Here is a 13,968-nt window from a genome sequence, read left to right as displayed (position 1 = left end):
TAACAGGGCTTTACCTTAAGAGTAGCAGTCGAAATAAGTTTAAAGTCTGTTTCTCTAGTCAAAGCAAGATTTGTACCCGAATAGAATAGAGGAGTGTTTGCTATCGCTAGTTTTCTTTTAGATCTAAGAAAATTAATTAATTAGAGCAGAAGCTGATCAAGTAGAAGACAGCATTGTAGCTAATTTACTGCAATATAAAAAATTTATCAGAAAAGATGATAGCTTATTTAAAGATTTTATTGAAATGGATACTAATTTTAAAACACTAAGTATAAAGCATCTAAAAGAACCATCAGAAAAAGAATGAACTGCTATTACTCAATTGTTATAAGCAGTATCTATTAATTTTGATTATTTACAAAAAGAAGCAACATTACCGCTTCCTATTATACCCATATACAATAATATTGAAATTAGAGCTTGCAAGTAGTACACAATCCAGATAATGAGATCTCATTAGTTTATAACGAATAATAACCATCAATGAAATTAGTAATAGTAGAATCGCCAGCAAAGGCAAAAACGATAAATAAATATTTAGGTAACGAGTTTAAAGTTATTGCATCATTTGGCCATATCAGAGATTTACCTTCTAAAAAAGGTTCAGTATTACCTGATGAAAATTTTGCAATGAAATATGATATTTTAGACAAAGCAGCTAAATATGTTGATATCATAGTTAAAGATGCTAAAAAAGCTGATTCAGTATATCTTGCGACTGATCCTGATCGTGAAGGTGAATCTATCTCATGGCATGTTGCTGAAGTAATAAAAGAACAACACAAAGTTAAATCCGATGATTTTTTTAAAAGAGTAGCATTTAACGAAATCACTAAAAAAGCAATTACCTATGCTGTTGAGCACCCTAGAAAACTCGATAATAATTTAGTAAATGCCCAACAAGCAAGAAGGGCTTTGGATTATTTAGTTGGTTTTACACTATCTCCTCTTTTATGGCGTAAACTTCCAGGATGTAAATCAGCAGGACGTGTACAGTCGGTGGCTTTGCGTTTAATATGTGAAAGAGAGGATGAGATAGAGCGTTTTAAGTCAGAAGAATATTGGGACATTAGTCTGAAAATGCAAAATAGTAATAATGAATCATTCATTGCTAAATTAACTCATATAAACGACCAAAAGCTAGAAAAATTTTCAATTACTAATGAAAAAGATGCTAAAGATTTAACTAAAAAATTAAAAGCTCAAAAGTTTTATATTGATAAAATAGAAAAGAAACAACAGCAACGTGCACCGCAACCGCCTTTTATTACTTCCTCCTTACAGCAAGAAGCAGCAAGAAAATTAGGTTTCAATGCTAAGAAAACCATGCTAATAGCACAAAAGCTTTATGAAGGTGTAGATATTGGTAAGGAAACAATAGGACTTATTACTTATATGAGAACTGATGGTGTTACATTATCAAATGATGCAGTATTAGAAATACGTAAATTAATTGGTAAAAATTATAGCGATAAATATTTACCAAATAATCCTAGAATTTATAAATCTAAAGTAAAAAATGCTCAAGAAGCTCATGAAGCTATAAGACCAACAAATATTACTTATACCCCTGATGATCTAAAAGAAAAACTAGAAAAAGATTATTATAAACTCTATGAATTAATTTGGAAGAGGACTATAGCTTGCCAAATGGAAAATGTTATAATGGATTTAGTCATTGCAAATCTAGCTTCAGAAAATAAAGAATATTTAGCAAAAGCTAACGGCTCAACTATAGCTTTTGATGGATTTTATAAAGTTTATCGTGAAAGCTTAGATGATGAGACAGAAGAAGAAAATAAAATGCTACCACCTTTAAAAGAAAATGAACAGTTACAAACTAAAGAAATTACTCCAAATCAACATTTTACTGAACCGCCACCAAGGTATTCAGAAGCTAGCTTAGTTAAGAAACTTGAAGAGCTTGGGATTGGTCGCCCCTCAACTTATGCTACTATTTTATCAGTACTTCAAGAACGCAAATATGTAACACTTGAGAAAAAGCGTTTTATACCTGAAGAGCTTGGGCGTTTAGTAACAGTATTTTTGGTTGGTTTTTTTAAAAAATATGTTGAATATGATTTTACAGCAGAACTTGAAAATGAATTAGATGAAATAGCAGCAGGTAAGCTTGAATGGAGATCTGCTTTAAGTAATTTTTGGAATGGTTTTAATCATAATATTAAATCGGTAAACGAACAAAAAATAACTAAAATTATTAGCTATGTACAAAACGCACTAGATTATCATTTATTCGGTGAAAATAAAGATTCTAAATGTCCTTCATGTACAACAGGTGAGCTTAGTTTAAAACTTAGTAAATTTGGCGCATTTTTAGCATGTAGCAACTATCCTGAATGTACTTTTAGAAAATCTATCATTAGCGGTAACGATAACAATAAAGCTGAAAGTGAAGGCAATGATATTACGAATGAGAATAAAGTTTTAGGTACTGATAAAAAAGGAATGGAAATATATCTAAAAAAGGGACCTTATGGACCTTATATTCAATATGGCAATCAAGAAGGTAAAGTAAAACCGAAACGTGCTCCTCTACCTCCTAATTTAAAACAAAGTGATATCACACTTGATATAGCATTAAAGCTACTAAGTTTACCGCTAAAAATAGGTATTCATAAAGATACTAATGATGGAATCATTGTAGGATATGGTAAATTTGGTCCTTACATAAAATATATGGATAAGTTTATTGCAATACCTAAAAAATATGATTTTCTAAATTTAACTTTAGATGAAGCAATGCAGCTTATTGAAGAAAATAAAATAAAATTGGAAAAGAAACAAACAATAACAAGAAAATAAGGCAATAATGAAAAAAGTTATAACACGATTTGCTCCATCACCAACTGGTATGCTACATATCGGTAATATTAGAGCAGCTTTACTTAACTGGTTATATGCAAAAAAGCATGATGGGCAATTTATTTTAAGGTTTGACGATACAGATTTAAAACATAGTAAACAGGAATATAAAGATGCTATTGAGAAAGATTTAAAATTTTTAAACATTAATTGGGATCAAACATTTAACCAATTAAGTCGCCTCAATAGATATGATGAAATTAAAAAGTTACTTTTAGAAAACAATAGATTATACGCATGTTATGAAACTCCAGAAGAGCTTGAGCTAAAACGTAAATTTCAATTATCTAAAGGATTACCACCAATTTATGATCGTACTAGTTTAAATTTAACTAAAGAACAAGTACAGAAATACATAGAACAAGAAAGAAAACCGCATTATAGATTTTTGGTAAATCACGGATCAATTATTTGGCATGATATGATTAAAGGCAAGGTTAAATATGAAGGTAAAGCTTTAAGCGACCCGATAGTTATAAGAGCCGATGGTAGCATGACTTATATGCTTTGCTCTGTAATTGATGATATTGATTGCGCTATTACTCATATTATTAGAGGAGAAGACCATGTTAGCAATACTGCTATTCAAATTCAGATGTTTGAAGCATTAAATGCTCTTCCTCCAATTTTTGGGCATTTAAGTTTAATTATTAACAAAGATAAAAAAATCTCTAAAAGAAGGGGAGGATTTGAGATTGCAGCTCTTAGAGACAAAATTGGGCTAGAATCTATGGCAATTGCCAGCTTTTTTAGTTTACTTGGTTCATCAGCACAAATTTTACCTTATAAATCAATGGATGAATTAGCAAAGCAATTCGATATAAGTAGCTTTTCTAAAAGCCCAACTATTTATCAACCGAAAGATTTAACAAGATTAAATCATCAATTACTGATAAATTTAGATTTCGAGGAAGTAAGAAATCGTCTTAAGGAAATTGATGCAGATTATATCAATGAGAATTTTTGGTTATTGGTAAGACCAAATTTACAAAAACTATCTGATATAAAAGATTGGTGGGAAATTTGTTATAAAACTCCAAAAATACAAGATTTAAATTTAGATAAGGAATATTTAAAACAAGCAGCAGAATTATTACCAAAAGAAGAAAACACTAAAGATATCTGGGGTATATGGACTAAAAAAATAACAAATGTAACAGGTAGGAAAGGCAAAGAGTTATTTTTACCTCTTCGTCTTGCTTTAACCGGTAAAGAATCAGGCCCAGAAATCGCAGGAGTTTTAGCTTTGATAGATAGAGCAGAAATAATAAAACGTTTAACTAAGTTTTAAATAATCTATTTTAAATGTCTTGTACAAGCCTTAATTTCTAAAATAAATTATTGTATATCCTTTAGGCATTTGATTAGCTACAGTCAGGCCTATATAAACTTAAACCAGCTATGATACATAAGGTCTGTAATTCACCAGGCACTTTGGCCTCCCTTCCAACAGAAAGACAAATAGTAAGATTTAGAAATCATGATTTTTGCTAATGCTATTACTTTAACAAAATCAAAAGGATCAATATCTTTTGCATTTTCTAATGGAGTACTAGGAATTTTTATTAGCTTATTTATATTGACTCATTAGGTTCTTCAAGATTTGTAAGAGTTTAATCATATTAATATGACCGTCATTTATTCTAAAATACCTCCAATATGCTCTTATATCAAAAGCAAGAATTTTCTAACATATCCCGAAAAGTATATGTTATAATGACTTTATCATAAAACTCCTTAGAAGAATCAATATTATAATTAAAAAAATAAAACAACACTTCTTTCATTATGAATGCTTGATATTTTTTAATAAACCAAGAAAACTTAAATTTCTAGTTCTAACTTTTTTACTTCCTTAATCATCAAGCTCTAAATCTCAACAGCTTTAACACGTTTTGTTGCAGTAATTACTTCTTCAATTTGCATGAAAGATTCTTTTCTACATCAGTGTTATAGTGAGAGCAAGAACAAAATTTATAATTCTTAGAACAATTTCCTGCTTCTATACTTAAAAATATACTAATCTAAATAAGTTTATCAAGTAAAATACCTGTAACATTACTATCATACTCATCTTGTAAATTCTCTTCACAATTATTAACTAGCAGAATTTAAAGCTTTGGAAAACTTTAATAATGTTTTTCCTTTATAATATGTAAAGGCTATTATTCCTTTATAAAAAAACAGACGGATTATTTTTCTCTATAATATAGGCTTCTAATTTTTTACTATTAGAAAATTCTATATTTAATACTTGTAGTCCTTCATATCACTATTTCTCAAGAGCAAAGAATATCAATGAATTTTCCAGTATTAAATTTTTGTCGGCATATAAACTTAAAAAGTTTTTCTAAGACTATTTAAAATTTCTACCAATTATTCATTAATTAGCATGGCTTCTCTCTATAATCGCTAATTACTAACAACTTTCTCATAATTACTATAGTTACTTTTATTTGCCTTAATTCTATAAATCACTTGATTATACAATGCTGCTTTAGCAGTTATAATGGTATAGTCAATATCACGAAATCTTAACATATCAGCAGGTATATTTTGTATTAAATCAAAAACTTTATACTGTTAACAACTCGTAAATTTGTTATATGGTTTTTATTTAAATAATTAGTATAAAAATATTATAAACTAAAAGTAATTATTACATTATTTATAAATCGGTATTACAGCTAAAATCAATTTCAAGTTCATTAGTTAAGATAGCCATTAATTCAAGCCCTACTCTATTTTTCCATTTTCCTTGTTCATAAAAGAAATGATAAGGACCACTCATCGGAGATGATAACCAAATTTCCTTGACTGCACTTTGTTTATTTATTACATATAAACCTTTATTCGTATCAAGATTTAGTATATCACCTTGTAGGTCTACATCTATAACACTATCTTTATCTTGCTCTTCTATCTTGTCTGCTATATATGCAATTGTCATATCAGCTATTTTACTAAATTCAGTATTGTTCATAATTTTCTTTTTGTTTCTTAGGACCAATTTCTGGTATTTTAATTAAACTTTTTCTATAACTCTTAACAAATCTATTATGATCATTAAGATTATTCGAAAAATTATGACCTCCTTTTCCATCAACTACAAAAAATAAAGCATCTGTCTTAGCAGGCCTTACTACTGCTTCTAAGGATTGCAATGAAGGACAAGAAATCGGGCCTGGTGGTAAACCTTTAATATAATAAGTATTATAAGGTAATGCTTGTAATAAATCTTTTTTTGTTAAAGGTCTTGCTAATTTAAATTTTCCTTCAGTCAAAGCATATATAGTAGTCGGATCGGCTTGTAGCTTGATATTCTTCTTTAAACGATTAATGAACACTGCTGCTATAATAGGTTTTTCTGCATTTGAGCCAGCTTCTTTTTCAACTATCGAAGCTAGAGTTAATACCTCAAGCCTAGTTTTTAAGGGAGAATCCGGTGAAAGATATTGCATTACTTTATCTAAATTAGCAGACATTAAATTTCTCATTTGATCAATTATCTGCTCTTTTTGATCTCCATAAGAAAAAAAATAAGTCGACGGCATTAAAAAACCTTCTGGGATTATACCTTTTATTTCTCCTAACAAATGGTTTTCTTCATTAATTTTCTTTATAATTTCACTAACTACTGTACCTTCAGGTACAATTATCTTATGTACTATAGACTTACCGCTTGCTAATATTCTTAAAGTTTGCAGTGGCGATATATTGCGTGTAAAAATATATTCACCACTTTTAAGAGGAATCTTTATAGAATAAATTTTAGCAATTACCTTAAATAACCATGGATATTTAATTACCTCATTAAAATAAAGTTTTGTAACTATTTGATTTACAGATAATTTAGGCTCAATAATTATTGTTTTATTTTGAGTAAGGCTACCAGGCACAAAAATATAAAATATGCTGAAATTTAGTAAAGTAATAAATATACTTAAAGATATTATAATTAAAAAAATTATAGTCTTTAATAGATTTTTTAACATAACAATTGCAATTTTAAACACTCAGAAAATATTAATAACACAATTACCATGAAATATGGTTTTCTTAAGAACTAAAACGACACATAGTTAAATTAACTTAAAACTGAGCTTGAGATCAGATACATGCTGAATTTAGATCTTATACTTTTTGTTGAATAAGTCAATGGTTTCAATATTTAGTAATTTAAATATTGAAACTATATGACTAATGAGTAACAAAATTAACTTAATGCAAATTAATTTACTATAATAAACTGATCTAAAAATGAAGAATATACTGAAAAGTCACAAAAGCTTTACAAAATAAATTAGCAAACTTATCAACATTCTTGACAAGAAATATGTTTTGATAATACTTAGGAACATACAAAAATTTCCAATGATTTAGAAATTGTAATTAAACAAATTAACATTAAAAATATGGAAATATATTTTCTTATTATAACTCAAAAAATGCTATAGATCAGTTCAAATGCTAGTCTTTTCTTTTTAATAACTTTATTTTAAGAACTCTTGTTTAATAATTTCTGCAGCTATATAAGAAGGTAATTGATTGGATTTAAGTCTCTGTAAGATTTCTTGACTTTCTATTAACTGCTTGTAAGCTTTTTTAGAATTAAATAGTAATTCTTGAAGTTTGCTACTAATAAGCGCAACTCTGCAATTAAATTGAACAAATTCTGGAATGATTTCTTTATCAGCTATAATATTTATCAAAGTAATATATTTTATTTTCATTAGTGCTTTAATAACAAGGAAGCTTAAAATATTAACCTTATATGCTACAATCATAGGCGTATTAGAAGCAGCTATTTCTAAAGTATTAGTACCAGACTTTGCTAGCGCTAAATCGGCAACAGCGTAACTTTTTAGCCTTTCATTTGAAAATAAATAATTAAACTTAACATTTGCTAGAAATGGTTTTATTATTACTTCATGATTAGAGTTTGCAAGAGTAAATATGACCTTAAGATTCTTATAATTCTTACATACTTCTTCAATAGCAGCAATAAAAACTGATAAATGCCTTAAGATTTCTCCTTTTCTGCTCCCAAGGGTAACACATAAAATTTTCGTATTATCATCTATTTTGAACTCTTTACGTAAAGCTATTTTATCATTATAAAATTCTTGCTCCATTACAGGATGTCCTATATATCTACAATCAAGCCCAACTTTAGTGAAATATGGTGGTTCAAATGGTAATAAAGCAAATAAACAATCATAAATTTTTGCATATTTTCCTGCTCTTTTCTCCTTATATGCCCACACTGACGGAGCAACAATATGGATCATTTTTAAATTAGGTAGAAGTTTTTTTACCCGTTGTGCAACACGATAAGTAAAGCCTGGTGAATCTATAGTAATTAACAAAACAGGCTTACTACTTATTATATCTTCTATTGTCTTATTAATTAATTTCCTAATCCTAAAAATATTAGGTATTATTTCTATAAAACCCATTAGACTTATTTCAGATATAGGAAATAAACTTTTAATACCAGATTCTTCCATATATTTACCACCAACTCCAATAAACTCTAATTCTTTATTATTTTTTAAGTTCTGGATTATGTGCCCACCGATAAAATCACCAGATATTTCACCAGCTATAAAATAAATCTTTATCATATATTCATTTTAACTATTGTGTTCAAAAATTTTACTATTAAAATAGTTTTAATAATCAATTATTAAGTAAATCATTAGTTATTTTATCTATGATACTTCGTTTGCTTTCAATTTATCTATTTTTCTACTAATAATTCTATAATTTCATGAATTTCTTCTTATAGATCTTGTTTTAATTAACATTTTCTTTGCTATTCCTATATTTCTTTCAGCTTTGCCTTTTTCACACCTAACTCTTCAGCATAAACTATATACATTTACATCTACTACCTAGATTTTAAGCTATTATCTTCTTTATTCATAAGTATAGCCCATATCTATAACCAGCATCTTTTAAGTACTGCCAAGAGAACCATTCGACTATTTCATAATCCTATTTCTCTTTTAATAAACATTAAGTAACATAATCACAACTCATTATAGTACTAATGATTTATTACCTTAATTTCCTGCTATATTATTTTCTTTGTCTATTTTTCTAAAAAAATCAAGTGCTAAAAAAATTAGCAGTTACAGAAAATAAAAACTTTAATTATGCGTATATTATTCCATTCTTCTATAACTTCAAGCTTCAGTAATATGCATTTTTAAAACTTAATTTGCATTTTCAAGAGCAATAATTGTGTATCTACAGTATTGCATGCATTGATAAACACAATTTATTCGCTGCTTCATTTAATAAATCTCTTCTTTCATCCACAAGCATAACCTATTAATATTTAGCCTTGAAATTAATATTTCATTATTTTCAATAGGTCATTTCAATTGATCAATAACATTTTGTAGAAATTCAGGTAATTCATCTAGAAACAATACACCATTATGAGCAAGTATAATTTTGCTAGGTTTTATTTTTTTCTAACACTGCTACCAATCATAGCAGTAGCAAGTAAATGATGAGATGCTCTAAACAGCCTTACTTTAATAAGCTAACTGTCTAAAAATTTTTCAGCAATACTAAAATTATACTATATTCTAAAACTTCCTTTACGAACATTTTAGGAAGTATTCCTGGAAAAGATCTGATGAACCTTAATTTACCTGTACCAGAAGGACCAAACATTACAAGACTATGTTATCTTGAATCTTTGATTTTAAAGCTCTTTTAGCAATTTTTTGACCTTTCATATCCATAAAATCTAGATAATTTATCGATCATCTTGCATTTTAGCCTCCATAGAAGTTACAACTAACTTGCAAACCTTTAAAAGGATTCACTAATTCAATTAAATTTCCTACTACTAAAGAGTAGTATTACCTGACAAGACATTTCCAAGCAATTTTTATTTAAATAAATATGGTCTTATCTCAAGCAAATGCAATAATTGCTGTAGGCAAAACACCACTTATCGGTAAAATATTGAACTATCTAACTTTTCCTATTATCAAATATCTGCTATTTCAAGTTCTGAAAAAATATTCATTGAGATGTGTATTGAACAAGCAATCATAAGATCAAAATCACTACCTTCTTTTACTAAATCTGCCGAAGCGACATTTATTAAAATCTTGTGAGTACCCAGAGCAAACCAGATTGAAGATAATACAGCATTAACTTGTTCTTTTGAATAAGTCAAGAAAGGAACACCCACTGATATTTGTGACTTGTACGCCATATCAAAACATTAGGCCTGCTACATGAGTTAGCATTGCTTTTTCATCGTACTATAGTATATCTTTGTCTTTCCTTTGAAGGAAGAACGCTATAGTACAAACTTTGCTAAATCAAGATTAGTTATTATTTTTGATAATTGTTTTTCGACGAATTTATCATCAATAATTATTTTTTCTCCTTTCATCTCGCTAGCTCTAAAGCTTATATCCTCAAGTAAATTTTCAAGTATGGTATGTAATCTCCTAGCACCTATATCTTCAACTTCTAAATTAACTGTAGTAGCATAATCCGCAATTTTCTCAATAGCAGCAGAAGTAAATTCAAGATGTACATCTTCAGTACCTATTAATGCAGAATATTGTTTTATTAAGCTAGTTTCAGGCTCAAGCAATATTTTAATCATATCATCTTTGGTTAGCGAATTTAATTCCACTCTAATTGGTAATCTGCCTTGTAATTCTGGTAATAAATCAGAAGGTTTTGAAAGATGAAAAGCACCAGAAGCAATAAACAATATATGATCAGTTTTAACAGGTCCATATTTGGTATTAACTGTTGTCCCTTCAATCAAAGGCAATAGATCTCTTTGCACTCCTTCTCTGCTTATTTCGGCATTTTTTGTCCCTGCATTAGGCACTGAAGCTATTTTATCAATTTCATCAATGAAAACTATGCCATCATTTTCAACTAAATTGATAGCTTGCTGAATAATTTTTTCTTGATCAACTAATTTCTCTGACTCTTCTGGTAAAATAAGAATCATCGCTTCTTTAACTGTTATTTTCTTAGCTTTAGTTTTACCAGTACCAAGTGCTCGCCCAATCATATCACCAAGATTAAGAACACCCATAGATGCTCCAGGCATACCTGGTATCTCAAAACTTCCACCACTTAAAGGATTAGTAGTATCTGCAACATTAATCTCAATTTCTGTATCATCAAGCTCACCATTTAAGACTTTTTCTCGAAATTTTTCTCTTGTGTCAATACTTGAAGTCTTACCTACTAAACTATCTAATATTCTATCTATTACTTTTTCTCGTGCATTAACATCGACTTCCTTTTTAGCTACCATCTTTTGGGTATTAACAGCAATTTCTACAATATCACGAATTATTGACTCTACGTCACGCCCTACATACCCTACTTCGGTAAATTTAGTAGCTTCTATTTTATAGAAGGGAGAATTGGTAAGCTTAGAAAGCCTTCTTGCTATCTCTGTTTTACCAACTCCAGTCGAGCCAATCATCAAAATATTTTTTGGCACTATTTCATTACGTAAATTACTCTCAACTCTTTTACGGCGGCAACGATTTCTAAGAGCAATAGCAACTGCTTTTTTTGCTTTATCTTGACCTACGATAAATCTATTAAGTTCATTAACTATTTGAGAAGGTGTAAGCCCCATAGGATCTTTTTTATAAGTAGTTTTAATAGCTTTCATACAACTTTTTCCGTTATAATATTATGGTTAGAAAATACGCAAAGTTCTGCCGCTATATTCATAGATTTTAAGGCAATTTCTTCGGCAGTTAAATTATTATCATAAGACATTAAAGCACGTGCAGCAGATAGAGCAAATAATCCTCCTGACCCTATTGCTGCCACATTATTTTCAGGTTCTACAACATCACCGTTACCAGTCAAAATTAATATATGACTACGATCAGCAACAATCATCATTGCTTCCAAACGACGTAAATATTTATCACTACGCCAATCTTTTGCTAGTTCAACAGCACTTCTAAGTAAATTATGTGAATATTTTTCTATCTTTGCCTCAAGTTTTTCAAATAATGCAAATCCATCAGCTGTAGAACCTGCAAAACCTGCAATAATTTTATTGTTTGCTATAGTTCTTAGTTTTCGTGCTCCAGACTTTAATATCGTATTACCGTGTGAAACTTGTCCATCTGCTGCTATAATTATTTCTTTGTTCTTTTTTAAACAAAGTATTGTTGTGCCATGTAAGGCTAAGTTATCTGACATAATAAAATTTATTGATATTAAGTTGTTAATTAAGTAATATGAAGGTAAATGTAATAAAACTCTTGACTAACCCAATTTAATTATTGCTCCTTAAATTTTCAAGACTTAAACTTAAACAATGAATATATACGCAATATACATTAACCACGAGCAAAAAAATAATAATTTTATTGTTATTGAAGAGGGTTTTTCATGGATAGCAGCTCTTTTAAGCATATTTTGGGCATTATACCATAAAATGTGGTTAGCTGTTATTATAATTATAGCCCTAAATATAATAACAAAACTAATCAATATTGAAGAATTAGCTCTTGTATCTAAGCTAGTTATAATGTTAATATTCGGTTTTTTTGCTTCAGATATTAGAGAAAACTACTTAGAAAGAAATAATTACCGACTAGAAGATATAGTAGTTGCAAATTCTAAAATTGAAGCTGAATTAAAATTTTTAGAACGTAATAAATAACATTTTGATGTATAATAAAGAAAATATTTTTGCAAAAATTATCGATAAAAGCCTTCCAGCAGAAATAATTTACGAAGACAAACAAATCTTAGCATTTAAAGATATAGCACCTGTATCACCTGTACATATTATCGTTATACCTAAAGATGAATATATCGATTATGCTGATTTTATCTCTAAAGCTTCTATAAATGAAATAAAGCATTTTTTTGCTAAAATTTCTGATATAGCAAATGAAGCTGGTTTAGATAAAGATGGTTATCGCTTAATAACTAATAAAGGTAAAAAATCTGGACAAACTATTTTTCATTTTCATTTTCATATTATTGGTGGCAAAAAACTTATTGGATTAATAAATACAAATGACTAAAAAATATAATATTGCAATTATCGGTGCTACAGGAAATGTTGGGCGCGAAACTCTAAATATCCTAGCTGAACGCAATTTTCCTATTAATAAAATTCATGCCATAGCATCGGATAACTCTATCGGACGAGAAGTAAGTTTCGGTGATAAAATAATACGAATTACTAGTTTAAATAATTTAGATTTCAGTGATATAGATATTGCATTTTTTTGTGCAGGCTCAGACATATCACAAGAATTCATACCCAAAGCTGTTGCTAGCAATTGCATAGCTATCGATAAGTCATCATTTTTTAGAATCGATAATCAAGTACCTTTAATTGTACCTGAGGTTAATTTATCAGCACTTAAAGGCTTTAGCGCTAAAAATATCATAGCTAACCCTAACTGCATTACAATTCCACTCGCAGTAGTATTAAAGCCAATAGATAATGAAATAAAGATTAAAAGAGTTGTGATATCTACTTATCAATCAGTATCAGGAGCAGGTAAAGCCGGAATGGATGAACTTTATGATCAAACAAAATCTAAATATGTTTTTGGAGAAAATGATTCTAAGATATTTCCAAAACAAATTGCATTCAATCTATTTCCTCATGTAGGCAGTTTAAATAAGAATGGCTACACAAGCGAAGAAGCAAAAATCACTTTTGAATTAAAGAAAATTATAGGCGCTCATATTAAAGCTAGTGTTACTTCCGTCAGAGTACCAGTATTTATAGGTCATTCTATATCAGTTAATATAGAATTACACGACAAAATAGATGCTACTATAGCTGAAGAAATACTAAAAGATGCTGACGGGATTGTTGCAATTTCTAATAATAATGACCTTGCTTATATCTCACCGATTGAGGTGGTAGGTGAAGATGCCATATATGTTTCTCGTATTAGGAATGACAATAGTGCAGCTAATGCGATAAATTTATGGATCACATGTGATAATCTCCGTAAAGGTGCTGCCTTAAACAGCGTTCAAATTGCTGAAGAATTAATTAACACTTACTTAATAATATAACTA

Annotated in this window: 14 protein-coding genes; 5 read left to right on the top strand and 9 right to left on the bottom strand. The window is 28.9% G+C overall.

The window, feature by feature from the left end:
* Window positions 1-483: 483 nt before the first annotated feature.
* Entirely contained in the window at window positions 484-2,823 is a 2,340-nt protein-coding gene (topA, locus tag AC27F4_RS00985) for a type I DNA topoisomerase (RefSeq protein ID WP_487061189.1), read from the top strand.
* 7 nt (window positions 2,824-2,830) lie between these two features.
* Window positions 2,831-4,174, top strand: a complete 1,344-nt coding sequence (gene gltX / locus AC27F4_RS00980; protein WP_487061187.1) for a glutamate--tRNA ligase — start codon at window positions 2,831-2,833, stop codon at window positions 4,172-4,174.
* 131 nt (window positions 4,175-4,305) lie between these two features.
* Here the strand turns inward: gltX and AC27F4_RS00975 are convergent, their stop codons facing one another.
* The 9 genes from AC27F4_RS00975 to hslV form a co-directional block, all read right to left on the bottom strand.
* Window positions 4,306-4,443, bottom strand: a complete 138-nt coding sequence (locus AC27F4_RS00975; RefSeq protein ID WP_487061267.1) for a hypothetical protein — start codon at window positions 4,441-4,443, stop codon at window positions 4,306-4,308.
* A gap of 1,108 nt (window positions 4,444-5,551) precedes the next feature.
* Window positions 5,552-5,866 carry an iron donor protein CyaY gene (gene cyaY, locus AC27F4_RS00970; RefSeq protein ID WP_487061185.1) on the bottom strand — a complete coding sequence of 105 codons (315 nt, stop codon included), beginning with the start codon at window positions 5,864-5,866 and terminating at the stop codon, window positions 5,552-5,554.
* Window positions 5,853-6,878, bottom strand: a complete 1,026-nt coding sequence (mltG, locus tag AC27F4_RS00965; RefSeq protein WP_487061183.1) for an endolytic transglycosylase MltG — start codon at window positions 6,876-6,878, stop codon at window positions 5,853-5,855. The genes cyaY and mltG overlap by 14 nt, the downstream gene beginning before the upstream one ends.
* Window positions 6,879-7,376: 498 nt before the next feature.
* Window positions 7,377-8,510: a lipid-A-disaccharide synthase gene (lpxB, locus tag AC27F4_RS00960; RefSeq protein WP_487061181.1), complete on the bottom strand. Its 1,134-nt coding sequence runs from the start codon at window positions 8,508-8,510 to the stop codon at window positions 7,377-7,379.
* A gap of 756 nt (window positions 8,511-9,266) precedes the next feature.
* The gene (locus tag AC27F4_RS00955) at window positions 9,267-9,323 is read right to left on the bottom strand and encodes a hypothetical protein (protein WP_487061265.1); all 57 of its coding nucleotides are present in this window, start codon (window positions 9,321-9,323) and stop codon (window positions 9,267-9,269) included.
* Window positions 9,324-9,447: 124 nt separating this feature from the next.
* Entirely contained in the window at window positions 9,448-9,573 is a 126-nt protein-coding gene (locus tag AC27F4_RS00950; RefSeq protein WP_487061179.1) for an ATP-binding protein, read from the bottom strand.
* A 322-nt stretch (window positions 9,574-9,895) separates the two neighbouring features.
* Window positions 9,896-10,126 carry a magnesium chelatase domain-containing protein gene (locus AC27F4_RS00945; RefSeq protein ID WP_487061177.1) on the bottom strand — a complete coding sequence of 77 codons (231 nt, stop codon included), beginning with the start codon at window positions 10,124-10,126 and terminating at the stop codon, window positions 9,896-9,898.
* 87 nt (window positions 10,127-10,213) lie between these two features.
* Window positions 10,214-11,569: an ATP-dependent protease ATPase subunit HslU gene (gene hslU, locus AC27F4_RS00940; protein WP_487061175.1), complete on the bottom strand. Its 1,356-nt coding sequence runs from the start codon at window positions 11,567-11,569 to the stop codon at window positions 10,214-10,216.
* Entirely contained in the window at window positions 11,566-12,114 is a 549-nt protein-coding gene (gene hslV / locus AC27F4_RS00935) for an ATP-dependent protease subunit HslV (RefSeq protein WP_487061173.1), read from the bottom strand. The genes hslU and hslV overlap by 4 nt, the downstream gene beginning before the upstream one ends.
* 118 nt (window positions 12,115-12,232) lie before the next feature.
* On the opposite strand from hslV, the gene AC27F4_RS00930 reads away from it, so the two are divergent.
* Genes AC27F4_RS00930 through asd form a run of 3 tightly spaced genes read left to right on the top strand, consistent with a single transcriptional unit; the run spans window position 12,233 to window position 13,965 of the window.
* Window positions 12,233-12,580: a DUF2628 domain-containing protein gene (locus AC27F4_RS00930; protein WP_487061171.1), complete on the top strand. Its 348-nt coding sequence runs from the start codon at window positions 12,233-12,235 to the stop codon at window positions 12,578-12,580.
* 7 nt (window positions 12,581-12,587) lie between these two features.
* Window positions 12,588-12,950, top strand: coding sequence for an HIT domain-containing protein (locus AC27F4_RS00925; RefSeq protein ID WP_487061263.1), 363 nt, complete (start codon window positions 12,588-12,590; stop codon window positions 12,948-12,950).
* Window positions 12,943-13,965, top strand: coding sequence for an aspartate-semialdehyde dehydrogenase (asd, locus tag AC27F4_RS00920; protein WP_487061169.1), 1,023 nt, complete (start codon window positions 12,943-12,945; stop codon window positions 13,963-13,965). The genes AC27F4_RS00925 and asd overlap by 8 nt, the downstream gene beginning before the upstream one ends.
* The last annotated feature ends 3 nt before the right edge of the window (window positions 13,966-13,968 follow it).

This window comes from Candidatus Rickettsia mendelii, from assembly GCF_057543435.1.
This window is presented reverse-complemented; position numbering and strand designations above follow the sequence as displayed.

Bases quoted from the DNA above. Each gene is read 5' to 3' on its own strand.
- topA (WP_487061189.1), top strand. From the start codon at position 484: ATGAAATTAGTAATAGTAGAATCGCCAGCAAAGGCAAAAACGATAAAT.
- gltX (WP_487061187.1), top strand. From the start codon at position 2,831: ATGAAAAAAGTTATAACACGATTTGCTCCATCACCAACTGGTATGCTA.
- cyaY (WP_487061185.1), bottom strand. From the start codon at position 5,866: ATGAACAATACTGAATTTAGTAAAATAGCTGATATGACAATTGCATAT.
- mltG (WP_487061183.1), bottom strand. From the start codon at position 6,878: ATGTTAAAAAATCTATTAAAGACTATAATTTTTTTAATTATAATATCT.
- lpxB (WP_487061181.1), bottom strand. From the start codon at position 8,510: ATGATAAAGATTTATTTTATAGCTGGTGAAATATCTGGTGATTTTATC.
- AC27F4_RS00950 (WP_487061179.1), bottom strand. From the start codon at position 9,573: ATGTTTGGTCCTTCTGGTACAGGTAAATTAAGGTTCATCAGATCTTTT.
- AC27F4_RS00945 (WP_487061177.1), bottom strand. From the start codon at position 10,126: ATGGCGTACAAGTCACAAATATCAGTGGGTGTTCCTTTCTTGACTTAT.
- hslU (WP_487061175.1), bottom strand. From the start codon at position 11,569: ATGAAAGCTATTAAAACTACTTATAAAAAAGATCCTATGGGGCTTACA.
- hslV (WP_487061173.1), bottom strand. From the start codon at position 12,114: ATGTCAGATAACTTAGCCTTACATGGCACAACAATACTTTGTTTAAAA.
- AC27F4_RS00930 (WP_487061171.1), top strand. From the start codon at position 12,233: ATGAATATATACGCAATATACATTAACCACGAGCAAAAAAATAATAAT.
- AC27F4_RS00925 (WP_487061263.1), top strand. From the start codon at position 12,588: ATGTATAATAAAGAAAATATTTTTGCAAAAATTATCGATAAAAGCCTT.
- asd (WP_487061169.1), top strand. From the start codon at position 12,943: ATGACTAAAAAATATAATATTGCAATTATCGGTGCTACAGGAAATGTT.